Origin of the sequence: Agrobacterium cavarae (assembly GCF_004310285.1) — a bacterium.
GTDB lineage: Bacteria > Pseudomonadota > Alphaproteobacteria > Rhizobiales > Rhizobiaceae > Agrobacterium > Agrobacterium cavarae.
On record NZ_SISF01000033.1, the window covers coordinates 375273 to 399531 of the forward strand.

A 24259-nucleotide genomic window follows, 5' to 3' on the forward strand; every position below is an offset into this window, starting at 1 on the left:
TTTCACCGGGGCTTTTGCTTGGAAGGTGTATTCATCGAATGCCTGCAGCATCCGCCCGAAAATCGAAATCGATTTTCGGAAAGCACGATGCGTAGATCAAAGAAGATAGAGCGTCCTTTGTGCGTCCAATAGGACGCACGGCGCTCTAACGCATGTCGCGCAAAAGTGTGCAGCGGTTTTGCGATAACGACATGCGACAAAACAAGGACTTAAAGCGTAGGGAGCGAAGCTGAAAGATCGCGACACGCTTTAAACGTATCAGGCGTCCACGAGCCGGAGTGCCTTGGCAGCCTCTTCGGCTTGCTTCTGCACCGCGTCCTGCACCTTTTCAAAGGCGCGGACTTCGATCTGGCGAACGCGCTCGCGGCTGATGTCGAACTCGGTGGACAGCTCTTCCAGCGTCACCGGATCTTCCGCCAGACGGCGTGCCTCGAAGATGCGGCGTTCGCGATCGTTCAGAACGCCGAGTGCCTTGGAGAGCATGCGGCGGCGGGTTTCCAGCTCGTCCTGCTCGATCAGCACCGCTTCCTGGCTTTCCTGGTCGTCCACCAGCCAATCCTGCCACTGGCCGGATTCGCCTTCGGACGCCTTGATCGGCGCATTCAGCGAGGCGTCGCCGGACAGGCGGCGGTTCATCGAGATGACTTCTTCCTCGGACACCTGCAGCTTCGTCGCGATTTCCTTGACGTGCTCGGCCTTCAGATCGCCGTCATCGATCGCCTGCAGACGCCCTTTGAGACGGCGCAGGTTGAAGAAGAGGCGCTTCTGGTTGGCGGTCGTGCCCATTTTGACCAGAGACCACGAGCGCAGGATATATTCCTGGATCGACGCCTTGATCCACCACATGGCATAGGTCGCAAGACGGAAGCCGCGATCAGGATCGAACTTCTTCACCGCCTGCATCAAGCCGACATTGCCCTCCGACACGACTTCGCCAATCGGCAGACCGTAACCACGGTAACCCATGGCGATCTTGGCAACGAGGCGAAGGTGACTGGTCACGAGCTTGTGGGCGGCATCTCTATCGCCGTGCTCGGCATAACGCTTGCCGAGCATATATTCTTCCTGCGGTTCCAACATCGGGAACTTGCGAATTTCGTCTAGATATCGGTTCAGACCGGCTTCACCAGCCGTAATCGATGGCAAACTATTGCGGGCCATAAAGCACCCCCTTTATGTTTTTTCAGGCACGGTTCCCAAACCTAAGGCGAACCTTATCGCGGTTCATTTCCGACCCCGCTTCAAGCCATGTCTTAAATATGTATGCGGATGTCACGTTTCAAGGAAACGCGCCACTCCCATATCAACCAATAATACCTCATCACGGGACGTTGAAAAAACAGATCTCGGCTGAAATCGTTCCCAAAAAAATCATCACTGAAAAACGGCAGGGTGGCGCGCGCCCTCAGCGGTTGCTTACGGCTTAAGCCCGCAACGCATCCGCCAGTTCCGCCATGTCGTCCGGCATATCCGTTTCGAACTCCATCACCTCGCCGGTACGCGGATGTTCGAAGACCAGCAAATAGGCATGCAGCGCCTGGCGCGGGAAGCGGTTGACGACGATCTTCGCCGGCTCCGGCAGAAGGTTCGCCTTGGTGCGGAAGGCCGCCCCATATTCGGGATCGCCGATCAGCGGATGGCCGATATGGGCCATGTGAACGCGGATCTGGTGGGTGCGTCCGGTCTCCAGCTGGCATTCCACCATGGAGGCAAGCGAGGTTGCATCCGGCTTTTCGTGATAGCGCTCCACCACCTCATAATGGGTGATGGCTTCGCGCGCATCGTCGGCATCCTCGCGCTTGACGGCGCGTTTCGTTCGGTCGGTGCTGCGTCCCAAGGCCGCGTCGATCGTACCGCGCAGGCTCTTCGGGCGGCCCCAGACGATCGCCTTGTAGGCGCGCTCCAGCGGGCCGGTGCGGCCGTGGTCGGCAAATTGTGCGGCCAGATGCCGGTGGGCATTGTCGTTCTTGGCGACCACCATCACACCGCTGGTTTCCTTGTCCAGCCGGTGAACGATGCCCGGACGCTTGACGCCACCAATGCCGGAGAGACTATCGCCGCAATGATGGATCAGCGCATTGACCAGCGTTCCGGTCCAGTTGCCGGCACCCGGATGCACCACGAGACCGGCGGGCTTGATCAGCACGATCAGGTCATCATCCTCATATTCCACCTCGAGCGGAATATCCTCACCCTTGGGTTCGGGATCTTCCGGCTCCGGCATGGTGATCTCGATGCGGTCGCCGACGCGGATCTTCTTTTTCGGCTCGGTGACAGCCACACCATTGACGAAGACGGCCCCCTGCTCGATCAGCGCCTTGAGGCGGCTGCGGGAAAGATCGCCCCCAACTTCGGCTGCCAGCCAGGAATCGAGGCGCCCTTCGGCATCATCGCCAGCAATCAGGACTTTCCTTGCGTCTTCGCCTTGTTTAAAGGGGTCGTTCATTGTTATTTTTCCGATCAATCCGAGACTTCCAAGGACCCCGATGACGCAGATCGAGCAAGACGAACAGGACGACAAGCCGCTAGACCCGGCCATGGAAAAAGTTCGCCGCAAGATGATCCGTTTGCAGATCGTGTCGGGCTTGGTGATGTTTATCAGCCTTATGGCCGTCTTCGGCGCGGTTGTCTACAAGGCGATGGGACCATCGAAAACCGCCACACCGGCGGCGAGCCAGTCCATGCAGGTACCGTCCGATCAGCCGGTCTCGGCAACGGCCAGCCTGCCGCAGGGCTTTACCATCGAGAACGTCTCCTTCGCCAATGGCGACATGCTGTTCTATGGTCGCCTCGCCAACGGCACGCGCAAGGCTCTGGTCTTCAATGTCCAGACACGCCGCTTCGTCGCAGACGTCACCATCGATGCTCAATGATCTGCCTGCCCTGCCGAATGGCGCGCGTCCCATTGCGATTGAGAGAGCAGACGATCCAAGGATCGCTGCCTTTCGCGATATCAAGGAACGCGACCTGACCGGCAGGCACGGCAAATTCATCGTCGAAGGCACGGTGGTGCTGCGCATGCTGGCGGCAGCCCACAAGACGGGCAGCGATTTCCGCGCCGAATGCATCCTGATCCTGAAAAATCGCCTCGCCGGCGTACTGGATATTCTCTCCGATTTTCCGGCAGACGTGCCGGTCTACGTCGCAGAGGCCGAGGTGCTGGACACCATCGTCGGCTTTCACCTGCACCGGGGCATATTGGCTCTGGGCGTGCGGGTGGGAAGCCGCGAAAGAGCGCAGACGATTGCCAGCCTCCCGGAAACCGCACTCGTCGTCGCAGGCTGCGGCCTTTCCAACCACGACAATATGGGCGCCATGTTTCGCAACGCCGCAGCCTTCATGGCGGACGCGGTGTTTCTGGACGCCACCTCCTGTGATCCGCTCTACCGCAAGGCGCTGCGCGTCTCGGTCGGCTCGGTCCTGTCGGTGCCCTATCATCGCGGGAGTGACGCGCTTTCCATGCTGGAAGCACTGGCAAATGAAGGTTTCGAGATCTGGAGCCTCTCGCCAGCGGGCAAAACGGAGATCCGACACATCCCGCCCTCGCCCCGCATGGCGCTCGTGATCGGTACCGAAGGAGAGGGCCTTCCGCCTGCCGTGCTTTCGCGCTTCCATTCGGCCCGCATCGCCCAATCGCCGCAGCTCGATAGCCTCAACGCCGGCACCGCATCCGGTCTCGCGCTCTACCAGATGGCCTCCGCCATCGGACGTATCTGAGCGGTTAATCGATCCTTAACAGATCGCATTTGCATTAACCCTGTCTCAAAACCGAGCATTAAGATTTACGATTTACTAATACGCAGAACGAAAGGTTTTCGCGATGCGTAGCGTTTTTGTCGCCCTTTTTCTTTTGATCGTTCTGGCAGGTTGTGCGACAGCCCCGTCGCAAATCACCAATGCCTGTGCCATTTTCGAACAGCGCAACGGCATGTTCAACAACTGGCGCAAGGATGCTGAGGCCGCACAACGCGAGTTCGGCGTGCCCGTGCCGGTGATGATGGCCACGATCTATACGGAATCGAGCTTCCAGCCCTATGCCCGCCCGCCGCGCACCAAGCTTCTCGGCTTCATTCCGTGGAAGCGCAAATCCACCGCTTACGGCTATGCCCAGGCGCTGGACGGCACGTGGGATCGATACCGGCGCGAAACCGGTCGCTGGGGCGCCAGCCGCACCGACTTCACCGACGCCATCCATTTCGTCGGCTGGTATCACTCCACCAGCAACCGCCAGAACGGCATTGCGCTGAATGACCCCTACAATCTCTATCTCGCCTATTACTCCGGCCATGGCGGCTACGCCAATGGTGTATGGCGCAACAATACGGCCATCCAGAAGGCGGCACGCCGCTCGGCCAATATGGCGATCCGCTACGAAGCACAGCTTCGCCAATGCGGCTATTGAGAAAAAGCCGCGGCTGAGCAGCAAATGGGCTCGGCCGCCGCGTCTCTTATGCCTCACATATAGGGCGTCAAAAACGCCCGCACCGCTTCGATTTCATTCGACCGAATCTCATGCCCGCCCGGATGCCACTCTTCCGTGACCTCTCCGCCTTGGGCTTTCAGATAGTCCGCAAAGGCCTTGGTCATCGGCACCGGGCAAATCGGGTCGCGCTCTCCAGCCGTGATCAGAACCCGGCGCGTTTGCGGCGCAGGCGCCGCTTTCGGCTGGAACGGAATAAGCGGATGCATCAGGGCTGCCGCATCGAAGAGATCGGGAAACTCGATCAGGACATTGGCAAGGATATTCGCGCCATTGGAAAAGCCGAGCCCGACAACCTTGCCTGCCTGATGCGCGTCGCGGTGCGCCGTAATGAAATCGGCCATGCGGCGGGTCGCCCGGTCGAGGTCGTCAAGATCGTAGACGCCTTCCGCCTTGCGGCGGAAGAAACGCGCCGCACCATGTTCGGAGACATCGCCGCGCGGCGAAATCACTGTGGCATTCGGCAAGAGCCGTGAGGCGAAATCGAAGAACTGGTTCTCGTCGCCACCAGTGCCGTGAAAGACAAAGAAAGCCGGCTGGCCGGGCGTGCCGACGCGCAGCTTATGAATGTAACTGTCGGTGCTCATCTCGTACTCCTCAAATCCTCGACGAGGCCGGCGTTTGAGCCAGCCTCGTTCCCCTGATGTTCAAGCCTTTAGCGAGCCATCGAGCGGCTCAAGATGCTGCTCGAGGAAGGGCCGCAGATGCTTGTGCTGCTCAGGCAATTGCAGCGTTTCACCCAGATGCGCGGTATCTTCATCGCGATCGAAGCCCGGCTCGTTCGTGGCGATCTCAAACAGCACCCCACCCGGCGTACGGAAATAGATCGCCCAGAAGTAGTCGCGGTCGATGACCGGTGTCACCTGATAGCCAGTGTCCATAAGCGCTTTGCGAACCTCCAACTGCTTGGCGCGGTTTTCGACAGCAAAGGCGATGTGATGGACGGAACCGGCACCCAGACGCGCGCCGGAGATATTCGGCATGGTCTCGATATCGATCACATCGGCACCATTGCCGCCGGGAATGCCAAGACGGACAACGCCATCTTGGCGGTCCATCTCCTGATAGCCCATGAACTTCAAGAGCTCTGCCGTCGCACCCTCATCGCGTAGGCGCAGCGACGCACCCTGGAAACCATGGATCGCCTGATCCTGACCGACACCATTGCCCGTGAACTGCGCCCGGCTGTCATCCTTGACTTCCACCAGCGCAAAGCCATCGCCATCGGGGCCAGCAAAATGCAGGCGCTTGTTGCCAAAGGCTTCATCGCTCTTCAGCCCCTCGACATTCGCCTTGGAAAGACGATCCTGCCAATAACCGAGCGAACCTTCTGGAACTGAAAACAGCGTGGTGCCGACTTCGCCGGTGCCCGGACGCCCGCGAGCAATATGCGGAAATGGGAAGTAGGTCATGACCGAACCCGGCGAACCGACCTCATCACCATAATAGAGGTGATAGACATCCGGCGCATCGAAATTGACGGTCTGCTTGACCCGGCGCAGACCCAGCGTATCGGTGAAGAAGCGGTTGTTGCCCGATGCACTCGCGGCCATGGAGGTGACGTGGTGCAGGCCCTTGATCTGGTTCAACATGATAAAACCCTTGTGCTTCGGCGGAGGCTTCATTCTGGAAGCAGGTGCCGTGTTTGATGGGCTGAAGATGGTGCAGATCGGCCCTGACGCATAGAGTGAACAATCAGAACGGATCGTTCTTTTTCTGAGAACAGTTTTCGGCTGCCAGTCGTCACCAGCTTATCCGCAATTACGCAGATTCCTCGCTGACAGTTGTTTTCTCAATATATCTCAAGTCGCTGAAATACATGCGCAATTCTAAACGAAATTTAATTTGACTGTACTACCGGCACTTCTAGATTTCGCGTGTAAATTCCTCGGTTGGGACAACCACCATGAACAAGATCCTCCTTAAAATTTCTGCCGCAATATTGATTTCCACTGCAGTAGCAAGCTGTGTCACCACGAATGCCGAAGGCATCAAGCAAACCACTTATACAAAGAACGCCCTCAGCGGCGAGCCCACCAAAATCGATTGGGCTGTGGCGGTGAAGGGAGATTGCAGCGCTCGCGTCATCCCGGAACTGCGCGTTCTGCAAGCCCCTCAACACGGCACCGTCGACATCGTCCACGAAAAGCTAGATGGAAAGTTCCACGGGACCTATGCAAAATGCACGGGAAAAGACGTGCAAGGGGCCGCCGCTTACTACACCTCGAAAAAGGGGTTCACCGGCACTGACAAGGTTGTGATCCGCAACTCATACAAGGACGGTGTGGTGCGAGATTCTGTCGCCGAGATCAACGTCGTCAAGTGATTGACGTTAAAGGCTGAGACCGCTCGGACGGTCGTGTTGGAACCCGCAGTTGCTCATTCGGCGCTGCGGGTTTTTGCATGCCCCCTGACGATCACAGCCCTCACACCTCGTCCGGCAACTGCCAGTCGATCGGGTCTCGTCCATGCGAGATGAGGAAGGCATTGGCCTTGGAGAAATGGTGGTTGCCGAAAAAGCCATTATGGGCGGAAAGCGGCGATGGGTGGGCCGATTTCAGCACAAGATGTTTGCGCTGATCGACGAATGACGCCTTCTTCTGGGCGTAAGCGCCCCAGAGCAGGAAGACGACATGATCGCACTGCTCGTTGACGGCCCGGATGACGGCGTCGGTGAACGTCTCCCAGCCTTGCCCCTGATGCGAGGCGGCCCGCGCCTGCTCCACCGTCAGGACGCTGTTGAGAAGCAGAACGCCCTGCTTGGCCCAGCTTTCCAGAAAGCCGTGCTTGACCGGATGGACGCCGAGATCGCTCTGCAATTCCTTGTAGATATTGACGAGTGAGGGCGGAATGCGCACGCCGGGGCGCACGGAAAAGCAAAGACCATGGGCTTGGCCCGGACCATGATACGGGTCCTGCCCCAGGATCACGACCTTGACCTCGTTGAGCGGGGTCAGATCGAGCGCGCGAAAATACTCCGGCCCCTTGGGAAAGATCTGCTTGCCGGCTTCCTTTTCGGCCAGCAGAAAACCTTTCAGCTTCTGCATATATTGGCTGTCGAACTCACCCGAAAGCGCCTGTTTCCAGCTCTCTTCGAGTTTCACGCCAGCCTCTGCCATGGTGAGCCGTCCCCTGTAAGCTGCTTACTTGAAGCGATTGCCGCGCTGCAGCACTTCGATCTTGTAGCCGTCCGGATCGCAGATGAAGAAATATTTGGCGAACGGCATGCCTTTGTAGTCCGCCTCGATGATCTTGCCAACCGAAAGGCCGAGTTCGGAAAGGCGGGCATGCTCGGCATCCACATCTTCGACGCTGACGGCAAGATGGCCGTAGCCGTCACCCAGAGCATACGGCACCTCGCGGCCCTTGTTGACCGTCAATTCCAGCTCGAAGTCGCCCTGGCTGTTGCTCAGATAAATCAACGTGAAGGTTTCGAATTCGAAGCGCTCGGCAACATCGAGATTGAAAGCCTGCTTGTAGAAATTCACCGAACGCGTCTCGTCCAGCACCCGGACCATCGAGTGGATCAGCTTGGCCATGGTGTTTTCCTTCTTCCTGTTAAAGCGTGTCGCGATCTTTCGGATTCGCGCCTCACGCTTCGAGTTTTGTTTTGTCGCATGTCCTTGTCCCAAAACGCTCACGCATATTTGCAGGGACTATGCTTGGCCGGTTGTACCCCGGCATTTTGGCAGCCAGATAAAGCCGAAAGGCAGAGAGTTCAACCCCTTGGCTCGGAACGAGGGTCTGCCACGCTTTTTCTTTGTCAGGAATGGCACGCCTGTGTTACCGGCAGATATGCGCATTGTTTATCTCTGTCTCGGCTGTGTGATGGTCGCCACCGGTGTGGTCGGCGCGTTTCTGCCCGTGTTGCCGACGACGCCATTTCTTCTGCTGGCGCTCTGGTGTTTTTCCAAATCGTCGCCGCGACTGGAAGCCTGGCTGCTGAACCACCCACGCTTCGGCAAATCCCTGCGCAACTGGCGCGAACACGGCGCCATTCCGCGGCGCGCCAAGATCGCCGCAGTCTCTTTGATGACAATGAGTTATCTGTTTTACCTCGTCATCATGGCTCCGATGGCGCTTCATGCGCTGATCGTCGCGGCGGTGATGATTGGTGCCGGAACTTTCGTCGTCACGCGGCCATCGCCGCCCAAGGACTGAACGAGCGGCCTAACGGTGCCGCGCCTGGGGCAGCACATAGGCGATATGATCGGCCGGCAGACGCCCCACCGCGCCGCTCACGCCATAAACCTGGGCAATCGTTTCGTCATTGATGGTCTCGAGCGCCGATCCGCAGGCGGTGACGGTGCCCCGGTGCATGACGATAAGTTGATCGGCAAACTCCGCCGCAAGATTGAGATCGTGCAGGATTGCGAGCACCGTGCCGCCAGCCGCAACAAAGTCCTTGGCCGTTTCCAGGACGGAAATCTGATGACCGAGATCGAGGCTGGAGGTCGGCTCGTCGAGAAGCAGCACACGGCTCTCGCCGTTCTCCACGGCAAGCGGCACCTGGGCGAGCGCACGAGCAAACTGCACCCGTTGTTGCTCTCCGCCGGACAGCATGTTGTAGGCCCGGCCCTCGAAGCCGTTCAAGCCCACTTTCGCAAGCGCGCGTCGTGCCTGTTCATCCGGGGTGCGCGACCCTTGCGCCACCGCACCCATCCGCACGATTTCAAGCGCGGTGAAGGGAAAGGCAAGCACCGTGCTCTGCGGCAGCACCGCGCGACGGCGCGCGAGTTGCACCGGAGAGAAAACCGAGAGGTCGACATTGCCATAGGCGACATGACCCTGATCGGGCGCCATCTCGCCGCACAACACCTTCATCAAGGTCGATTTTCCCGCACCATTGGGGCCGATGATGACACTGAAAGTCCCAGGTGCAAGGCTGATCGACACGTCATCGATCAAATGCCGCTCTCCGCGCGTGACGGTGACATTGCGCGCCGAAATCATGTCGTGCTCCTCAAACCAAGACCATTCTTGCCAAGTAGCAGGAAGAGGAACACCGGCGCACCGATCAGCGCCATGACCACCCCGATCGGCAATTCGGCGGGAGCGGCGACGGTTCGGGCAAAACTGTCCGCAAGCAGCAGAAGTGCCGCTCCGCCAATCGCCGAGGACGGCAGCAGGAAGCGATGCGACGAGCCGATGACGAGGCGCAGCAGGTGCGGCACGACAATGCCGACGAAGCCGATGGAGCCCGCCGCCGCGACACTTGCACCACAGGCAGCGGCCACGACGACGATAACGATCCGCTTCAGCCGCTGCACCGGAATGCCCATGTGGAATGCCGCGGCATCGCCAAGGATCAGCGCATCCAGCCCCTTCGAGACAAAGGGAATGCTGACAAGGATCGCCAGCACGAAGGGCAGCGTCGCCAGCACCTTGGTGGAGGTGGCGCCGCCGAGCGAGCCAAGGCTCCAGAAGGTGATGTCGCGCAGCGCCCGGTCGTCGGCCATGAAGATCATCAGGCCCGTCAGGGCACCGCTCAAGGCGGCCACCGCAATACCGGCAAGGATCAGCACCGTGGTCGAGGTGGCGCCATTGCGCGTGGCAATGATGTAGAGAAGGAATGTGTTGATCAGCCCGCCGGCAAAGGCCATGACCGGCAGAAAGTGGACGCCGAGGAAGAGCGATAGCGGCGCAAGAAGCCCGCCGCCCAGCGCCAACGCTGCAACGGCAAAAAGGGCGGCCCCGGAGGTCACGCCGACAAGGCCCGGATCGGCCAGCGGATTGCGAAACAGCCCCTGCATCATCGCACCCGAAACGGCAAGGGCAGCGCCGATCATCAGCCCAAGCCCGGTGCGCGGCAGGCGAACGGCCTCCAGAATGATGCGGTCGCGCGCATCCATGCCCTCGGCACCGCCGGTAAAATAAAGCCAGAGTTCATGCAAGCCAACGCCTGTCGGGCCGCTTGCCAACGACACGAGACAGGCGAGAAACAGGATGAGGCAGAGTGCGCCAAGCGTCACGACGCCCTTGCGGGAGCGATCTCCTGGCACCCTTCCCGCAGCCGCATTCATCGCAATCGCACTCACGGCTTGACGATCTCCGGATAGAGTTTCGACGCAAGCTCACGGCCGGCGGCGGGCGTGCGCGGGCCAAAGCCGATCAGGTAAAGCCCGTCCATGCTGATCAGGGCTTTTGCCGCAGCAGCGGGTGTGGACTGGAAGGCGGGCAGCGCAAAGACCTCTTCGGGCTTCGCCGCATGATTGCCCCGCTGCATGGTGAGAATGACATCAGGGGCTGCGGCAATCACCGCTTCGTCCGTCAGCGGCTTGTAGCCGGTGATCTCAGGCGCGGCATTGACGCCACCCGCAAGCTCGATGATCGCCGCAGCTTCGGTATCCTTGCCCGCCGCCATGATGCGACCACCGGCCATCGAAAGAACGAAGAGGACGCGCTTCTTGTTTGTCCCGACGGCAGCAACATCCTTGGAAAGCGAAGCGAGTTCGGCATCGACCTTGTCGGCCAGTGCCGTCGCCTCGCCTTCCAGGCCGACAGCGGCCCCGACATCCTCAATTTTCTTGGCGATGGCCTTTGCATCTGGCGGCGTATCGATCGTCACCATCGGCACTTCACTGGCTTTCAGGATGCCGATCACATCCGGCGGTCCGGCACCGTCTTCGGAAAGGATGAGGTCCGGCTTCTGCGCCAGAACGCCTTCCGAGGAGAGCGCCCGCATGTAGCCGACATCCGGCTTTTGCACGGCCTCGGCAGGATAGGTGCTGGTGGAATCGCGCGCGATCACGCGCTCGCCCGCACCCAGTGCATAAAGGATTTCCGTGATCGTGCCACCGACGGCAACGATCCGCTTCGCCTCAGGATTGCCCTTGTCCGAGGCTACGGCTTGCAACGGCACCAACGCGACAAGCGCTGGCAAAACAACACCAAAGAGAGCGGAACGCGTGAAAACCGGCATGTCATAACCCTGCTATCGAACGGTGCGGCAGGCGTGCCGCCTATAAGTTGAGTTATTTACACATCTTTAAAATGCGCACAATCCGATAAAGTGGAGTATGAGCGTTATCTTTTCTATTTTCCTCTTTTCATTTGCCAAGGCGCTCAATATCCTGAGTGGCATACACCACTTAATGGAGACCCCAATGTTTATCGCAATGAACCGCTTTCGCGTCGTCCCGGGCTATGAAGAGGCCTTCAAGACCATCTGGCGCGAGCGCAGGCGCCATTTGGCCGAAATGCCCGGCTATCTGGAGTTTCATATGCTGAAAGGCCCGAAGGCCGACGACCATACGCTCTACGCATCGCACACCGTCTGGGCCACCAAGGACGATTTCACCGCATGGACGCGCTCCGAGCAGTTCCGCGCTGCCCATGCCAATGCCGGCAACAATCGCGGCAAGGTCGAATATCTCTCCGGCCCGCATTTCGAAGGCTTCGATGTCATCATCCATGAAGACGCCAACGGCGAAACCCGTTCGGTCGCCGCATGACGATGACCGCCGCAACGCTGAACGCTTCGAGCGAGGCAAACGAACGGCGCGCCCGTGCTCAAGCCGCGCTCGCCGAAAAGCCCGATGGAGTGGTGGAAGCCATTGCCGGCAAGGCTGAGGTGACACCTGCCGAAATTCTGGCGATCCTGCCACCCGGTGCTGCTGTCCAGGCGCCTGCCGAGAGCTTCAACGCCATCTGGGACGAGCTGCGAAGCTGGGGCGAAATCCTGATGATCGTCCAGACGCCGGATATCGTCTTCGAAGTGGCAGGCACCCTGCCAGAGGGCAGCGAGGGCCATGGCTGGTTCAACATCCACGGCGATAGCCCGATTGGCGGCCATATCAAGAAAGAGGCCTGCGCCTCCATCGCCTTCGTCGACCGGACCTTTCATGGACGCCGGTCGCTCTCGGTCTGGTTCATGAACGCGGCGGGCAGCGCCATGTTCAAGATCTTCGTGCGCCGCGACAAGGAGAAGGAATTGCTGCCCCACCAGGTCGCCCGCTTCGAGACCCTGCGGAACAGTTTTCACCACTGACGGCCGTGAATCCGGGGCTGCCGAAGATCCCATCGCGGCGGCCCGACGCCACTCCTGCTTTGAACAGCCGATGTCGCTCCCGGCATGTTCCACGCGCCTCCTCTGGCTTATGAATTCAACACATTGATCTGAAGCGCAAAAGCGGCGCGATGGAGGACTTGCGCCCACGCACGCTTGCGCTATTAGGCACCATAAAGATCGCGAGGGGTAAGACCAGATGACGACCTATGTATTGACCGTAGCTTGCAAATCCACACGCGGCATCGTCGCGGCCATCTCGGGTTATCTCGCGGACAAGGGTTGCAACATCGTCGACTCTTCGCAATTTGACGACCTCGAAACCGGCAAGTTCTTCATGCGCGTCTCCTTCATTTCGGAAGAGGGCGTGTCGCTTTCAGACATCAAGGAAGGCTTCAAGCCGGTTGCCGAGCGCTTCAAGATGGAAGCCGAGATCTTCAGCGATGGCGAACGCACCAAGACGCTGCTGATGGTCTCGCGTTTCGGTCATTGTCTCAACGATCTGCTCTATCGCTGGAAGATCGGCGCGCTGCCGATCGATATCGTCGGCGTCGTTTCCAACCACTTCGATTACCAGAAGGTTGTCGTCAACCACGACATTCCCTTCCACCACATCAAGGTGACGAAGGAAAACAAGCCGAAGGCCGAAGCGCAGCTGAACGACCTGATCGAAAGCACCGGCACGGAGCTCGTGGTCCTGGCACGCTACATGCAGGTTCTGTCCGATGACATGTGCCGCAAGATGTCCGGCAAGATCATCAACATCCACCACTCCTTCCTGCCAAGCTTCAAGGGCGCCAACCCCTACAAGCAGGCCTATGAGCGTGGCGTGAAGCTGATTGGCGCCACCGCCCATTACGTCACCGCCGATCTCGACGAAGGTCCGATCATCGAGCAGGACACGGTGCGCATCACCCACGCCCAGTCGGCAGATGATTACGTCTCGCTTGGCCGCGATGTCGAAAGCCAGGTTCTGGCCCGTGCCATCCATGCGCATATCCACCACCGCACCTTCATCAACGGCAACCGAACCGTGGTCTTCCCGCCAAGCCCGGGTTCCTACGCGTCGGAGCGGATGGGCTGATTGGCTAAAGCATGTCGCGCAAAAGTGTGCAGCGGTTTTGCGATAACGACATGCGACAGAATAAGGACTTAAAGCGTGGGAGCGAATCTGAAAAATCGCGACACGCTTCAAGTACCACGGAAGCCAAAAATAATTTTGGACCATAAGCAACTGACGGCGCTCCGTGCCGTTTCTCCTGCGCAGTCCAACCAAGAGGCTTCCCCATGAAAAAGTTGATTATCGCTGGCGCCGCGCTCTTCCTTGCGGCCGGAACCGCCTTTGCCCAGCAGCCACCACCACCGCCGCCTCCGCCGGCAGCACCGGCTGACGGAATGGCAAAGCCCGACGCTCCGCCGCCACCACCGCCACCAGGCCCTCGCGGCCCCATGGAGCGCGGCCCCGGCCCAGATGGTCCAGGTCCGGACGGCCCGCGCGGTCATATGCCTCCGCCGCCGCCACCTTCCAAGGGTGCGCATTTCCGCATCGAGAGCGGCGAGACCAAGATCGACGTCAAATGCGCCGACGATGAACCGATGAAAGCTTGCGCCGATATCATGATGCAGCTCATCGACAAGATGAACGATTAAGCCTTTGTATGTGGCAGGGTGGCGATGCGCTGCCCTGCCGCCTCACGCTTGTCGATCAGAACCGGATCGACGCTTTCAGCCCCTGTCCACCCGCGCCATCTTCGAGCACAAGTTCCGCCTTGAAGAGCGTCGCGATCTCCTCGACGATCGCCAGCCCCAGCCCAGCGCCGGGCGCCACATTCCCCTCGCCGCGCGCAAAGCGCTGGCGGACGATAGCGCGCTTCTCGGCTGGGATGCCGATGCCGTTGTCCTCCACTTCCAGACAGGCCCTGCCATCGATCTTGCGCACCCGCACGGTGATCTCACTGCCGCGCCCCGCATAGGCAATCGCATTGCTGATGAGGTTGCCCAGAAGTTCGCGAAGCAGCAGCGGTTCAGCCTCGACGGTCGCAGGCTCCACCTCCTCGAAACCGAGGTCGATATCGGCATCTGCCGCACTCGGCACGAAATCCGCCGTCACCGATTGGGCAAGTGAAACGAGATCGACAGCGATGAGGCTCTGCTTCTCGCCGGAGCCCGCGGCATCGATATTGGCCATGCGCAGAAGCTGCGCCAGAATGTGCTCGGCATGCGCAACGGAAGCATCGCCTTTCTTGGCTGCTGCCTTGGCCTCTTCCAGCGTCTGGGCACGCGCGGCCAGCGCCAACTGGGTGCGGATGATGGCAAGCGGCGTGCGCAACTGGTGGCTGGCATTGCCGGTGAAATGGCGCAAAGCATCGAGTGCCGATTGCAGCCGGACCATGAAGGAGTTGACCGTTTCCACCAGGTTCTCGACCTCGACCGGTACGGATTGACGGATCGGATGCAGATCGTCCGGGCTGCGCTCGTCGATCGCCTCGCTCAAGCGATAGAGAGGCCGAAGCGATATAGTCACTGCCACCCAGACAATCGCTGCGGCACCGAGGATCATCAGCAGCAGTCGCAGCGCCGAGCGCAGGATGATGGCGCGGGCAAGCCGGCTGCGGGCAATGGTGGTTTCCGCCACCGTGACCGTAAAGGGCACGGAGTTGATCCCGGTGGAGGCAAAGCGGCGCAGGCCTGCAATCCGGATCGGCTCGCCACGAAACACGCCGTCCATGTAGCGCGGGCTATCGCCTTGCAGGCCATTCACCGAAGGAAGGTTCTGGTAGCCCGTGAGAAACTGGCCGTTCGGCCCGTCCACCCGGTAAAACACGCGATCCTGTGCAGCTGACGTCAGCATCTCCAGCGCGACATAGGGAATATCGACTTCCAGCGTGCCGTTCTCCGCCACGACGACGCGCTCGGCAATAGCAAGCGCCGAACCGGAGAGTACGCGGTCCGAGACGATATTGGCGGTGTTGATCGCTTCGCGATAGGTGTCGGCCAGTGCCACGCAGCCGATGATCGCGGTAGACACCAAGAGCCAGCCGAGAAGCCTGCGCCGAAGCGAATAGGCGACCTTTCTCATTCGGCGGCCTCGGCCAGCCTTTCGAGATAATAGCCAATGCCGCGCGCCGTCTTTACCGTCAGCCCGTGCGGTGCCAGGCGCTTGCGCAACCGGCTGACATATTGCTCGATGGCATTGCCGGAAAGCTCGTCGTCAAAGCCTGTCAGCGACTGGACGATCGCCTCCTTCGCCACCACCTTGCCTGCGCGCATGAAGAGGACCTCGAGCAGCGCCACTTCGCGCGCCGGAAGATCGATCGGATGACCACCGGCGGAAAAGGTGCGCGAGGTGAGATCGAAGGAGACATTGCCGAAGCTGACGAGAGAGGAGCGCAGGCCGGCGTTACGACGCAAAAGCACCCGCACCCGCGCCTCGAACTCGGCAATGTCGAAGGGCTTGATCATGTAATCGTCGGCGCCGAGATCGAGCCCCCTCACCTTCTCCTCAGGCGTGCCGCGCGCCGTCAGGATCAACACGGCAGCCTTGTCCTGGCGCGCGCGCATGGAGCGCAGCACATCGATACCATCCTTTTCCGGCAGGTTGAGATCGAGAATGACAAGGTCGAAATTTTCAGCGGCAATTGCCGCATCGGCCGAATTGCCATCGGACACCACGTCCACGGCATAGCCACTGCCACGCAACAGCGCAGACAGTCCCTCCGACAGAACCTGATTGTCCTCCACCAGCAGAATGCGCAAACGTCAAATCCCTCTTTCCCCCCGGACGTTAGCGAAGTCGCTCGCGCTTGTGAATGCCCATCTCGAAGCGACTGCTCATGAACCCCGCTTGTGAAGAACAGCGCCCTGCGGCATGATTGCGCCCATGCGTATTGCCCTTGCCCTTTGTCTTGTCCTTCTCGGCACTGCCGCCTCGCAAGCGCAGCCGATGCTCTTTCCCGCGCTTTCGGGGAAGAAGGATGCGCAGACGCTTGTGGTCTATTCCTCGCTCGATGAGCCGCTCGCAACCCCGATGATCGAAGGCTTTCAGCGCGCCAACCCGGATGTGGCCGTCTCCTATGAGGACATGCTGACCGGCGAGATCTATGACCGCATCGTGGCAGAGACCGATAGCGGCAAGAAGACCGCCGACTTTGCCTTTTCCTCCGCCATGGACCTGCAGGTCAAGCTCAGCAATGACGGCTACGCCCAGCGCTCCGACCTGCCCGGCAGCGCGCTCTGGCCCGCCTGGGCCAACTGGCGCAACACCGCTTACGCGCTGACCTTCGAACCCGCCGTCTTCGTCTATCACAAGCCGAGCTTCGTCAACGAGAAGCCACCGACAAGCCGCGCCGAGTTCGTCGATTATCTTCAGCGCCACGCCAAGGATATCCACGGCCGCATCGCCACCTATGACATCGAGCGCTCCGGCGTCGGCTTTCTCTTCATGTCGCGCGACCAGGAGCAGTTCGGCGATATCTGGAACGTCATCAAGGCCATGGGTGCGGCGGGCGTGAAGGTCTATTCCACCAGCTCCGCCATTCTCGAGCGCATCTCCGATGGCCGCTTCGTGCTGGGTTACAACATCCTCGGTTCATACGCTGCCGATTGGGCCGCCCGCCACCCGGATGTCGGCATCATGCTGCCAAGCGATTATACCGTCGTCATGTCGCGCATCGGCCTCGTGCCGCAGGCCGCAGCCAATCCAGAACTCGGCCGCCGCTATCTGCAGTTCTTCATGTCGAAAGAGGGCCAGACGATCATGGCACGGCAACTGCAGATCCCGGCCGTCAGTCCGGAAGTGGCCGGCGAAAACACCGCCAACACCATGCAGGCCATCCACGGTGCGCAACTGCGCCCTGTTCCCGTCAGCCCCGGCCTGATGGTCTATCTCGACCAGGTCAAGCGCGCCCGCATCATCGAGCGCTGGAACGAGGCCTTACGGTCGCAGTAATACCCCGCTTCTCATTCCTGTCCTTGTGACAGGAATGAGGGATGCCCGGGGTGATGCGACTGAAACAAAACACCCTCTCGTAAAAATTAACAGCCCGTAAACAGCGCAACCTTCATCCCGCGTCAGTTAAATGACAGCTTTGTATGGTGCTCTGCAATTCTTCTTCATGCCGTGGAGGCGGCCGGGGAAGCGGGAGGCAAGTCTCATCGCATCATACCGTTCAACAGGCAGCGTCTTCGCGCCAGGTCGGTAAATGTGCGTGCTCCTTCCGTTGTCAATGATCGCAACAATGCCGAAACGGCATTCAAGGAGGATTCACTTTGAAGCATTTTTTCCTCGCCTCGCTTCTGGCTGGCGCCATCGCTCTTCCCGCAGCAGCCGCTGATTACACCATCATCGCGCCTGCCAATCCGGGCGGCGGCTGGGACCAGACGGCCCGCTCGCTGCAGACGGTTCTGCAGGAAGAGGGCATTTCCAAGAGCGTGCAGGTTCAAAACGTTCCAGGCGCTGGCGGCACCATCGGTCTTGCCCAGTTCGCAAGCCAGCAGAAGGGCAACGCCAACGCGCTGATCGTCGGCGGTTACGTCATGGTGGGTGCCATCCTCACCAACAAGGCGCCCGTCACGCTGAACGACGTCACCCCGATTGCCCGCCTGACCGGCGAATTTGAAGCGATCGTCGTTCCTGCCTCGTCGCCAATCCAGAACATCAACGATCTGGTCGCGCAGCTGAAGAAGGATCCGGGCAGCGTGTCCTGGGGCGGCGGTTCGGCTGGCGGCACCGACCACATCACGGCGGGCCTGATTGCCAAGGCTGCCGGCGTCGATCCGACCAAGATCAACTACATCGCCTATTCCGGCGGCGGCGAAGCACTCGCCTCCATCCTCGGCGCCCAGGTCACCGCCGGCATTTCCGGCTATGGCGAATTCGAAAGCCAGGTGAAGGCCGGAACGCTTCGCCTTCTCGCCGTCACCAGCGCAGAGAAGCTTCCAGGCGTCGACGCACCGACGCTGAAGGAAAGCGGCCTCGATGTGGTCGTGCAGAACTGGCGCATGGTTGCCGCTCCTCCCGGCCTGACGGCGGATCAGGAGAAGGCTGTGAACGCCGATATCGAGAAGCTGGTCAAATCCGCCAAGTGGCAGGAAACGCTGAAGACCAAGGGCTGGACGGATACCTATCTCGCCGGTGAAGCCTTCAAGGCGGAGCTTGCCAAGGATACGGCCGCGACCGAAACCATTCTCAAAGACATCGGACTTGTAAAATGAGCCAGGGTATCAACCCCTCACAATCACAAAAACGCCGCCCTGATTGGGCGGCGCTCCTCATCGCGGTGGCGCTGGTCGCCATTGCCGCCGTCATCTTCTGGGATTCAGGCCGTCTGGCCAGCGTCACCGGCTACTCGCCTGTTGGTCCGGCAACGGTACCTTACGCCATCGGCTTCTGTCTTGTGGGTCTGGCAATCTGGACGGCGATCGAAGCCTGGCGTGGGGATTTCCCCGAGCGCGACCATCAGGAAGTCGGACCCGTGGTCTGGGTTGTTGCAGGCCTTGCCGCACAGATGTTGCTGTTGAAGGTTGCGGGCTTTTCCATTGCCACCGGCCTGCTGTTTGCCTTCACCGCGCGCGCTTTCGGCAAGAAGAAGCTCCACTATTCGATCCCACTCGGCATCGCGATCAGCTTCGTCGTGTGGTTCATCTTCGCGCGCCTGCTGCAGCTGTCTCTACCCGCTGGCCCGATCGAGCAGCTCTTCATCTGACCGCAAATTATAAAACAACAAAGATCAGAGGTTTGACCGCAGTGGGACGCGAATTCCGCGGCAGCCTCGCCCGACAGGGGAACATCTGTCCATGAGCACATTCGAATTCCTTTTGCACGGTCTTGAGGTTGCAGCCCAACCCATGAACCTGCTCTACGCGCTGATCGGCGTGACACTCGGCACGGCCGTCGGCGTTCTGCCCGGCATTGGCCCGGCTCTTACCGTGGCGCTTCTCCTGCCCGTCACCTACAGGCTCGACCCTGCGGGCTCGCTCATCATGTTTGCCGGCATCTATTACGGCGGCATGTATGGCGGCTCGACCACCTCGATCCTTCTGAACACGCCGGGCGAAAGCGCCTCGATCGTGACCGCACTCGAAGGCAACAAGATGGCCCGCAAGGGTCGTGGCGGGCCGGCTCTTGCCACCGCCGCCATCGGCTCCTTCGTTGCCGGATTGATCGCAACAATAGCGCTTGCCTTCGTCGCGCCCTATATCGTCAAGCTGGCGCTGGTCTTCGGCCCGCGCGAATATTTCGCACTGATGGTTCTTGCCTTCGTCACCGTCTCGTCGGCATTCGGCGATTCGGCTCTGCGCGGCCTCACCTCGCTCTTCATCGGCTTCACGCTTGCCATTATCGGCATCGACCAGCTGACCGGGCAGACGCGTATGAGCTTCGGCGTTCCGGACCTTCTCGATGGTGTCGAAGTCACGACGCTTGCCGTTGCCATGTTCGCCATTGGCGAGACGCTCTTCATCGTTGCTCAGGGCCAGACCGGCCAGGACAAGATCGAAGCCGTCAAGGGCTCCATCTGGATGAGCGCGCAGGACTGGGCACGCTCCTGGAAGCCATGGCTGCGCGGCACCTTGATCGGCTTCCCCATCGGTGCGATGCCTGCGGGCGGTGCGGAAATCGGTACCTTCCTCTCCTATGCGACGGAGAAGAAGCTGAGCAAATATCCGGAAGAATTCGGTGAAGGCGCCATCGAAGGCGTTGCCGGTCCGGAAGCGGCCAACAACGCATCGGCAGCCGGCACGCTCGTTCCGCTCCTGACGCTCGGCCTGCCCACCACGGCAACCGCCGCCATCATGCTCGCGGGCTTCCAGCAATATGGCCTGCAGCCCGGCCCGCTGCTGTTTGCCACCAATCCGCAGCTCGTCTGGGGCCTGATCGCCAGCCTCTTCATCGCCAACCTCATGCTGCTGGTTCTCAACCTGCCGCTGATCGGCCTGTGGGTGAAGCTGCTGACCATTCCGAAGCCATGGCTTTATGCCGGCATTCTGCTGTTTGCGACGCTCGGCACCATCGGCGCCAATCCATCGGTCTTCGAACTCGGCATGCTGCTCGCCTTCGGTATCCTCGGCTATATCATGCGCATCTTCGGCTATCCGATCGCGCCGGCTGTCGTTGGCCTCATCCTCGGCCCGCTTGCCGAACAACAGCTGCGCCGTGCACTTGCCATCGGCCAGGGTGACCCGAGCGTCCTCTTCACCTCGCCCATCGCCGTCGGCCTCTTCCTCGTCGCCGCAGCAGCCTTCATCGTTCCGCTGATCATGCGTATTCGCGGACGCGGCCAGGTTCTGACGCAGCTTGCGGCCAACGAAGACTGATCGTAACCAGAACACCTCCCAAGACAAAGAGCCCCGTATCTTGCACGATGCGGGGCTCTTTCCTTTGGAACAGACGCGAAGAGCCTGAGTTACACTCTCATACTTCACCTACATTCAACGGGAGCCACCATGCGTAAACTCGGCCTTCTCCTCGTTCTGGCGCTTGCCTCCTGCTCCACAGCCGGGTCCACCGTCGAACCCATTCCTGGCAGCATTACCTATGGCGGCCAGCCGCGAGAGAGATTGGTGAAGTCGCCGGCAGGCTCCACCTTCAGCCATAGCTTCCGCACCGGCGACGGACGCCTTGCGCTGGAAACCTATCGGATCGAGCCGGACCGTTCGCTGACCCTTCTGCGCCGCGAGATCATCAGCGACTATCCGGAAAACTGACCGCGCGCTAAAGCATGGTCCACGCAAAAGTGTGCAGCGGTTTTGCGCGACATGCGACAAAACAAGGACTTAAAGCGTATGGAGCGGATCTGAAAATCGCGACACGCTTTAAGCGCCGCGCAAATTTTCCCTCGTCCCTTTGACGGCAACGGAACATCACAAGCCGCTGCCCGTTCCTCTCCTGAACAGCACAAGCGGCGCATCGCCGCGACCGTCCAGGAGAAGAAAATGAAAGCCCACAAGACCAGAAACGACCTGCCCTCCAACACCAAATCCACGGTGATCGGGCTTTTGAACGAAGCGCTGGCTTCGATGATCGATCTGGCACTCCTTACCAAGCAGGCACACTGGAACCTCAAGGGTTCGCAGTTCATTGCCGTGCACGAGCTTCTCGACAGCTTCCGCAAGCTGATCGACAACCACACCGACATTATCGCAGAACGCGCCGTCCAGCTCGGCGGCACCGCACTCGGCAGCCTTCAGGCGGTCTCGTCCACCACTAAGCTCAAGGCTTACCCGACCGATATCTACAAGATCCATGATCATCTGGATGAGCTGATCGAGCGCTATGGCGATGTCGCCAATCTGGTGCGCAAGTCGATCGATGAGGCGGATGAGGCAGGCGACGCCAGCACGGCGGATATCTTCACTGCCGCCTCGCGCGATCTCGACAAGTCGCTGTGGTTCCTTGAAGCCCACGTGCAGGAAAAAGCCTGACACGACAAAGCGCCCGGCCAAGACCGGGCGCTTTCACCAAGATAGTGCGGACTAAAGCATGTCGCGCAAAAGTGTTCAGCGGTTTTGCGATAACGACATGCGACAAAACAAGGCCTAAAGCGAAGGAGCGAATCTGAAAGATCGCGACGCGCTTTAGTGCCGCCGCAAGACTGCGCGGCCGATGTCCCGAAGCATGTCGTGATCAAGAATGCCGCGCTGGGCGCTTCTGATCAGCACGGCGGCACATTCATTCGCCACCTGACTGCTGCGATCCTCCAAGCATTCGAAACAAACACCGTCAAATATAGTCTGCAGATCCGTGACCTGCTGGGGCGACAACTGTCCGCCGACTCGTTGAAATGCCGCGTACGACAAGGCTCATCCTCCCGCAACATGCTGACAAACGATGTTAATTTCCATGAACACTTAATTTTTACACCTGATCGAATCGGATGTCGAATCAGATTTTAACGAATTATCAATCATTCATTTATTGGAACCACAGCTTCATGCGCCCGTTATATCTCCAGAATGCAATAGAGGAGACACCACCATGGACTGGAACCGCGTCGAAGGTAACTGGAGGCAGGTCAAGGGCAAGATCAAGGAGCAGTGGGGCAAACTCACTGACGATGATCTGGACCAGATCGCAGGCAAGCGCGACCAGCTGGAGGGTAAGATCCAGGAGCGCTATGGCGTTGAAAAGGATCGCGTCAAGAGCGACGTCGACAGCTGGTACGGCCGCCAGGGCTGGTAACCGCACACTAGCAAATTTATCCGAGAACGGGCTGCGTAACACGCGGCCCGTTTTCACGTTTGGATTGCGCTACTGGCGGGTGATGCCCTCGCCCAGTATCTTTTCGGGGCTGACATCCACCATCCAGCCGATCCCCCTGAGAGGCACGCCGTCCCGGTCGTAGATCAACCGACCGCCCACCCGCACGAGACGAAACAGACCAGGCTCATATTCAACCGGATATTCTTCCTGGTAGAAATTGCCGTAGAGAAGACTGTCATGGATGGCCTTCGCCACCCGCTCCCTATTGGCAAGGTCGATCTTCATCAAAAAGGCCTCGATCGGAATCCCCTCTGCCCCTTCCGCCTCTGGTACGCCACACATCGCTGCGCAGACGCGATCGAGCGACAATCGGTTCTCGATGATGTCCCACGTATGATACCCAACTTCACTTGGGTCCCTGCCCAACAGGCAATCCATGTCCCACTCCAAATCCTGATCGCCCCCCGTCAATCATTCAGGAGGCGCAGACCGCTTGCGCACATCCGTGGCGCTATTGCCGGTACGGGGAACTTAAGGAGACCCTAACATTTATATGCGCGCCGGGTGAAGTGTCGATTTCATAAAAACAACACTATCAACGAAATTTGTGCGCAGAAAGAAGCTGGACGCAGCAAATCTTCCCAAGATTTGTATGCATTTACAAGTATTAGGGCCTATTTGATCTTGGAATATACAAGGCACGGCGCAAGGCCGGGCATACTGACAACGCCTATTCCCTGCTGCCACGACAACGAACAGCTTGAACTCCTTTGCGCGCGCAAACCGCAACGCAACTTCAAAGGGATTTTTTGGCTTATCGATCGCTAACTGTTGCATAAAAATCTACAGATTTTTCAACCAAAATGCGTTTTAGTACTCTCTCATATAAGGGAGTAAAGACCATGAAAAAGACGATCGCCACACTGGCATTCCTTCTCGCAGCCTCCACCGCCATGGCAGCGGACGCCGTTTACTAAACCCCGGCTGCACCCGTCGCCGACGTTGCCCCTGCCTTCAGCTGGACCGGCTTCAACATCGGTATTCAGGGCGGCTATAACTGGGCCAACCAGGACGTTTCGCTCCTCGGCGCAACCGGCTCTGCTGACGTTGACGGCGGCCTTCTCGGCGGCTTCGTCGGCTACAACCACGAACTCGGCAACAACTGGGTCGTCGGCCTTGAAGCGGACTTCGAAAAGAACTGGGCCGATGACACGGCAGACCTCGGCGGGATCGCCACGGTTGACTACGGTCTCGATTGGCAGGGCTCCGTCCGCGGCCGCGTCGGCTACGCCTTCGACCGCGCACTGGTCTATGGTACCGCCGGCTGGGCCTATGCCCGTGGCTTCGCTGAAGTCCCAGGCGCCAGCGAAAAGGAAACCTTCAACGGCTACACCGTTGGCGTGGGCGTCGACTACGCCTTCACCGACATGATGTTCGGCCGCATCGAATACCGCTACACCGACTTCGGCGACAAGGACTTCGACCTCGGTGGCGGCGCAACGCTCAACTCCGACGTCGACCAACACGCGATCCGCGTCGGTCTTGGCGTGAAGTTCTAAGGTTAGAAGTACAC

General features: G+C 59.7%; 29 protein-coding genes and 1 pseudogene. 18 read left to right on the forward strand and 12 right to left on the reverse strand.

Going from position 1 to position 24259, the window contains the following annotated elements:
* Window positions 1-258: 258 nt before the first annotated feature.
* Together rpoH and EYC79_RS20175 are read right to left on the reverse strand one after the other, a co-directional pair.
* A complete protein-coding gene (gene rpoH, locus EYC79_RS20170) occupies window positions 259-1161 on the reverse strand; it encodes an RNA polymerase sigma factor RpoH (protein ID WP_062425133.1) in 903 nt (300 codons plus the stop codon).
* 262 nt (window positions 1162-1423) lie between these two features.
* Window positions 1424-2446 carry an RluA family pseudouridine synthase gene (locus tag EYC79_RS20175; protein ID WP_062425134.1) on the reverse strand — a complete coding sequence of 341 codons (1023 nt, stop codon included), beginning with the start codon at window positions 2444-2446 and terminating at the stop codon, window positions 1424-1426.
* Window positions 2447-2486: 40 nt separating this feature from the next.
* Between EYC79_RS20175 and EYC79_RS20180 the strand changes: the two genes are divergently transcribed.
* From EYC79_RS20180 to EYC79_RS20190, 3 genes are all read left to right on the forward strand, one after another.
* Entirely contained in the window at window positions 2487-2873 is a 387-nt protein-coding gene (locus EYC79_RS20180) for a hypothetical protein (RefSeq protein ID WP_111850334.1), read from the forward strand.
* Window positions 2863-3717 carry a TrmH family RNA methyltransferase gene (locus tag EYC79_RS20185; protein WP_130979305.1) on the forward strand — a complete coding sequence of 285 codons (855 nt, stop codon included), beginning with the start codon at window positions 2863-2865 and terminating at the stop codon, window positions 3715-3717. The genes EYC79_RS20180 and EYC79_RS20185 overlap by 11 nt, the downstream gene beginning before the upstream one ends.
* Before the next feature lie 103 nt (window positions 3718-3820).
* Entirely contained in the window at window positions 3821-4402 is a 582-nt protein-coding gene (locus tag EYC79_RS20190; RefSeq protein ID WP_062598816.1) for a transglycosylase SLT domain-containing protein, read from the forward strand.
* A gap of 53 nt (window positions 4403-4455) precedes the next feature.
* Here EYC79_RS20190 and EYC79_RS20195 read toward each other — a convergent pair whose 3' ends face one another.
* Both EYC79_RS20195 and EYC79_RS20200 read right to left on the reverse strand, forming a co-directional pair.
* The gene (locus tag EYC79_RS20195) at window positions 4456-5067 is read right to left on the reverse strand and encodes an alpha/beta hydrolase (RefSeq protein WP_130979306.1); all 612 of its coding nucleotides are present in this window, start codon (window positions 5065-5067) and stop codon (window positions 4456-4458) included.
* A 60-nt stretch (window positions 5068-5127) separates the two neighbouring features.
* A complete protein-coding gene (locus EYC79_RS20200; RefSeq protein ID WP_130979308.1) occupies window positions 5128-6072 on the reverse strand; it encodes a VOC family protein in 945 nt (314 codons plus the stop codon).
* Window positions 6073-6386: 314 nt separating this feature from the next.
* Between EYC79_RS20200 and EYC79_RS20205 the strand changes: the two genes are divergently transcribed.
* Window positions 6387-6806, forward strand: a complete 420-nt coding sequence (locus EYC79_RS20205; RefSeq protein WP_130979309.1) for a hypothetical protein — start codon at window positions 6387-6389, stop codon at window positions 6804-6806.
* Between the two features lie 100 nt (window positions 6807-6906).
* On the opposite strand, the gene ung is transcribed toward EYC79_RS20205, so the two are convergent.
* Entirely contained in the window at window positions 6907-7599 is a 693-nt protein-coding gene (ung, locus tag EYC79_RS20210) for a uracil-DNA glycosylase (RefSeq protein ID WP_130979311.1), read from the reverse strand.
* A gap of 24 nt (window positions 7600-7623) precedes the next feature.
* Window positions 7624-8019, reverse strand: coding sequence for a VOC family protein (locus EYC79_RS20215; RefSeq protein WP_062425142.1), 396 nt, complete (start codon window positions 8017-8019; stop codon window positions 7624-7626).
* Between the two features lie 256 nt (window positions 8020-8275).
* On the opposite strand from EYC79_RS20215, the gene EYC79_RS20220 reads away from it, so the two are divergent.
* Window positions 8276-8641: a YbaN family protein gene (locus EYC79_RS20220; protein ID WP_130979388.1), complete on the forward strand. Its 366-nt coding sequence runs from the start codon at window positions 8276-8278 to the stop codon at window positions 8639-8641.
* 9 nt (window positions 8642-8650) lie between these two features.
* On the opposite strand, the gene EYC79_RS20225 is transcribed toward EYC79_RS20220, so the two are convergent.
* Genes EYC79_RS20225 through EYC79_RS20235 form a run of 3 tightly spaced genes read right to left on the reverse strand, consistent with a single transcriptional unit; the run spans window position 8651 to window position 11402 of the window.
* Window positions 8651-9433, reverse strand: coding sequence for a heme ABC transporter ATP-binding protein (locus EYC79_RS20225; protein ID WP_130979312.1), 783 nt, complete (start codon window positions 9431-9433; stop codon window positions 8651-8653).
* Window positions 9430-10503: a FecCD family ABC transporter permease gene (locus EYC79_RS20230; protein WP_376782323.1), complete on the reverse strand. Its 1074-nt coding sequence runs from the start codon at window positions 10501-10503 to the stop codon at window positions 9430-9432. The genes EYC79_RS20225 and EYC79_RS20230 overlap by 4 nt, the downstream gene beginning before the upstream one ends.
* An 11-nt stretch (window positions 10504-10514) precedes the next feature.
* Window positions 10515-11402, reverse strand: a complete 888-nt coding sequence (locus EYC79_RS20235; protein WP_130979314.1) for a heme/hemin ABC transporter substrate-binding protein — start codon at window positions 11400-11402, stop codon at window positions 10515-10517.
* A 184-nt stretch (window positions 11403-11586) separates the two neighbouring features.
* Here EYC79_RS20235 and hmuQ point away from each other — a divergent pair, with 184 nt between their 5' ends.
* From hmuQ to EYC79_RS20255, 4 genes are all read left to right on the forward strand, one after another.
* Window positions 11587-11934, forward strand: a complete 348-nt coding sequence (hmuQ, locus tag EYC79_RS20240; RefSeq protein ID WP_130979316.1) for a heme-degrading protein HmuQ — start codon at window positions 11587-11589, stop codon at window positions 11932-11934.
* Window positions 11931-12470 (forward strand): heme utilization cystosolic carrier protein HutX, encoded by a 540-nt coding sequence (hutX, locus tag EYC79_RS20245; RefSeq protein ID WP_418123437.1) that lies wholly within the window; start codon window positions 11931-11933, stop codon window positions 12468-12470. Before hmuQ ends, hutX begins: the two co-directional genes overlap by 4 nt.
* Window positions 12471-12687: 217 nt before the next feature.
* Window positions 12688-13572 carry a formyltetrahydrofolate deformylase gene (gene purU / locus EYC79_RS20250; protein ID WP_112520849.1) on the forward strand — a complete coding sequence of 295 codons (885 nt, stop codon included), beginning with the start codon at window positions 12688-12690 and terminating at the stop codon, window positions 13570-13572.
* 203 nt (window positions 13573-13775) lie between these two features.
* Complete coding sequence (locus tag EYC79_RS20255) at window positions 13776-14138, forward strand: hypothetical protein (RefSeq protein ID WP_113305969.1); 363 nt, start codon at window positions 13776-13778, stop codon at window positions 14136-14138.
* Window positions 14139-14193: 55 nt separating this feature from the next.
* On the opposite strand, the gene EYC79_RS20260 is transcribed toward EYC79_RS20255, so the two are convergent.
* Together EYC79_RS20260 and EYC79_RS20265 are read right to left on the reverse strand one after the other, a co-directional pair.
* Complete coding sequence (locus EYC79_RS20260; protein WP_130979318.1) at window positions 14194-15567, reverse strand: sensor histidine kinase; 1374 nt, start codon at window positions 15565-15567, stop codon at window positions 14194-14196.
* The gene (locus EYC79_RS20265) at window positions 15564-16244 is read right to left on the reverse strand and encodes a response regulator (RefSeq protein ID WP_062439870.1); all 681 of its coding nucleotides are present in this window, start codon (window positions 16242-16244) and stop codon (window positions 15564-15566) included. Before EYC79_RS20265 ends, EYC79_RS20260 begins: the two co-directional genes overlap by 4 nt.
* A 124-nt stretch (window positions 16245-16368) precedes the next feature.
* Between EYC79_RS20265 and EYC79_RS20270 the strand changes: the two genes are divergently transcribed.
* The 8 genes from EYC79_RS20270 (at window position 16369) to EYC79_RS20305 (ending at window position 22665) form a co-directional block, all read left to right on the forward strand.
* Window positions 16369-17436 carry an ABC transporter substrate-binding protein gene (locus EYC79_RS20270; RefSeq protein WP_245495323.1) on the forward strand — a complete coding sequence of 356 codons (1068 nt, stop codon included), beginning with the start codon at window positions 16369-16371 and terminating at the stop codon, window positions 17434-17436.
* A 320-nt stretch (window positions 17437-17756) separates the two neighbouring features.
* Entirely contained in the window at window positions 17757-18701 is a 945-nt protein-coding gene (locus tag EYC79_RS20275) for a Bug family tripartite tricarboxylate transporter substrate binding protein (protein ID WP_111848846.1), read from the forward strand.
* The gene (locus EYC79_RS20280) at window positions 18698-19192 is read left to right on the forward strand and encodes a tripartite tricarboxylate transporter TctB family protein (RefSeq protein WP_062439864.1); all 495 of its coding nucleotides are present in this window, start codon (window positions 18698-18700) and stop codon (window positions 19190-19192) included. Before EYC79_RS20275 ends, EYC79_RS20280 begins: the two co-directional genes overlap by 4 nt.
* 91 nt (window positions 19193-19283) lie before the next feature.
* Complete coding sequence (locus EYC79_RS20285; protein WP_062425156.1) at window positions 19284-20801, forward strand: tripartite tricarboxylate transporter permease; 1518 nt, start codon at window positions 19284-19286, stop codon at window positions 20799-20801.
* Window positions 20802-20930: 129 nt separating this feature from the next.
* Window positions 20931-21191 carry a hypothetical protein gene (locus tag EYC79_RS20290; protein WP_062425157.1) on the forward strand — a complete coding sequence of 87 codons (261 nt, stop codon included), beginning with the start codon at window positions 20931-20933 and terminating at the stop codon, window positions 21189-21191.
* Between the two features lie 201 nt (window positions 21192-21392).
* Window positions 21393-21908: a DNA starvation/stationary phase protection protein Dps gene (gene dps / locus EYC79_RS20295; RefSeq protein WP_280956501.1), complete on the forward strand. Its 516-nt coding sequence runs from the start codon at window positions 21393-21395 to the stop codon at window positions 21906-21908.
* A gap of 198 nt (window positions 21909-22106) precedes the next feature.
* The gene (locus EYC79_RS23635) at window positions 22107-22379 is read left to right on the forward strand and encodes a hypothetical protein (RefSeq protein ID WP_205654440.1); all 273 of its coding nucleotides are present in this window, start codon (window positions 22107-22109) and stop codon (window positions 22377-22379) included.
* Between the two features lie 82 nt (window positions 22380-22461).
* A complete protein-coding gene (locus EYC79_RS20305) occupies window positions 22462-22665 on the forward strand; it encodes a CsbD family protein (RefSeq protein ID WP_130979321.1) in 204 nt (67 codons plus the stop codon).
* Between the two features lie 69 nt (window positions 22666-22734).
* Here the strand turns inward: EYC79_RS20305 and EYC79_RS20310 are convergent, their stop codons facing one another.
* Window positions 22735-23124: a hypothetical protein gene (locus tag EYC79_RS20310; protein ID WP_062598830.1), complete on the reverse strand. Its 390-nt coding sequence runs from the start codon at window positions 23122-23124 to the stop codon at window positions 22735-22737.
* Between the two features lie 464 nt (window positions 23125-23588).
* Between EYC79_RS20310 and EYC79_RS20315 the strand changes: the two are divergent.
* Window positions 23589-24245, forward strand: a pseudogene (locus EYC79_RS20315) (outer membrane protein).
* Window positions 24246-24259: the final 14 nt, after the last annotated feature.

What these genes read in the sequence shown, in the direction of transcription:
- hmuQ (WP_130979316.1), top strand. Translation starts at nt 11,587, where the DNA reads ATGTTTATCGCAATGAACCGCTTTCGCGTCGTCCCGGGCTATGAAGAG.
- rpoH (WP_062425133.1), bottom strand. Translation starts at nt 1,161, where the DNA reads ATGGCCCGCAATAGTTTGCCATCGATTACGGCTGGTGAAGCCGGTCTG.
- EYC79_RS20270 (WP_245495323.1), top strand. Translation starts at nt 16,369, where the DNA reads ATGCGTATTGCCCTTGCCCTTTGTCTTGTCCTTCTCGGCACTGCCGCC.
- EYC79_RS20205 (WP_130979309.1), top strand. Translation starts at nt 6,387, where the DNA reads ATGAACAAGATCCTCCTTAAAATTTCTGCCGCAATATTGATTTCCACT.
- EYC79_RS20175 (WP_062425134.1), bottom strand. Translation starts at nt 2,446, where the DNA reads ATGAACGACCCCTTTAAACAAGGCGAAGACGCAAGGAAAGTCCTGATT.
- EYC79_RS20285 (WP_062425156.1), top strand. Translation starts at nt 19,284, where the DNA reads ATGAGCACATTCGAATTCCTTTTGCACGGTCTTGAGGTTGCAGCCCAA.
- EYC79_RS20185 (WP_130979305.1), top strand. Translation starts at nt 2,863, where the DNA reads ATGCTCAATGATCTGCCTGCCCTGCCGAATGGCGCGCGTCCCATTGCG.
- EYC79_RS20225 (WP_130979312.1), bottom strand. Translation starts at nt 9,433, where the DNA reads ATGATTTCGGCGCGCAATGTCACCGTCACGCGCGGAGAGCGGCATTTG.
- hutX (WP_418123437.1), top strand. Translation starts at nt 11,931, where the DNA reads ATGACGATGACCGCCGCAACGCTGAACGCTTCGAGCGAGGCAAACGAA.
- EYC79_RS20215 (WP_062425142.1), bottom strand. Translation starts at nt 8,019, where the DNA reads ATGGCCAAGCTGATCCACTCGATGGTCCGGGTGCTGGACGAGACGCGT.
- EYC79_RS20195 (WP_130979306.1), bottom strand. Translation starts at nt 5,067, where the DNA reads ATGAGCACCGACAGTTACATTCATAAGCTGCGCGTCGGCACGCCCGGC.
- EYC79_RS20255 (WP_113305969.1), top strand. Translation starts at nt 13,776, where the DNA reads ATGAAAAAGTTGATTATCGCTGGCGCCGCGCTCTTCCTTGCGGCCGGA.
- ung (WP_130979311.1), bottom strand. Translation starts at nt 7,599, where the DNA reads ATGGCAGAGGCTGGCGTGAAACTCGAAGAGAGCTGGAAACAGGCGCTT.
- EYC79_RS20220 (WP_130979388.1), top strand. Translation starts at nt 8,276, where the DNA reads ATGCGCATTGTTTATCTCTGTCTCGGCTGTGTGATGGTCGCCACCGGT.
- EYC79_RS20200 (WP_130979308.1), bottom strand. Translation starts at nt 6,072, where the DNA reads ATGTTGAACCAGATCAAGGGCCTGCACCACGTCACCTCCATGGCCGCG.
- EYC79_RS20310 (WP_062598830.1), bottom strand. Translation starts at nt 23,124, where the DNA reads ATGGATTGCCTGTTGGGCAGGGACCCAAGTGAAGTTGGGTATCATACG.
- EYC79_RS20280 (WP_062439864.1), top strand. Translation starts at nt 18,698, where the DNA reads ATGAGCCAGGGTATCAACCCCTCACAATCACAAAAACGCCGCCCTGAT.
- purU (WP_112520849.1), top strand. Translation starts at nt 12,688, where the DNA reads ATGACGACCTATGTATTGACCGTAGCTTGCAAATCCACACGCGGCATC.
- EYC79_RS20180 (WP_111850334.1), top strand. Translation starts at nt 2,487, where the DNA reads ATGACGCAGATCGAGCAAGACGAACAGGACGACAAGCCGCTAGACCCG.
- EYC79_RS20230 (WP_376782323.1), bottom strand. Translation starts at nt 10,503, where the DNA reads ATGAATGCGGCTGCGGGAAGGGTGCCAGGAGATCGCTCCCGCAAGGGC.
- EYC79_RS20290 (WP_062425157.1), top strand. Translation starts at nt 20,931, where the DNA reads ATGCGTAAACTCGGCCTTCTCCTCGTTCTGGCGCTTGCCTCCTGCTCC.
- EYC79_RS20305 (WP_130979321.1), top strand. Translation starts at nt 22,462, where the DNA reads ATGGACTGGAACCGCGTCGAAGGTAACTGGAGGCAGGTCAAGGGCAAG.
- EYC79_RS20190 (WP_062598816.1), top strand. Translation starts at nt 3,821, where the DNA reads ATGCGTAGCGTTTTTGTCGCCCTTTTTCTTTTGATCGTTCTGGCAGGT.
- EYC79_RS20260 (WP_130979318.1), bottom strand. Translation starts at nt 15,567, where the DNA reads ATGAGAAAGGTCGCCTATTCGCTTCGGCGCAGGCTTCTCGGCTGGCTC.
- EYC79_RS20235 (WP_130979314.1), bottom strand. Translation starts at nt 11,402, where the DNA reads ATGCCGGTTTTCACGCGTTCCGCTCTCTTTGGTGTTGTTTTGCCAGCG.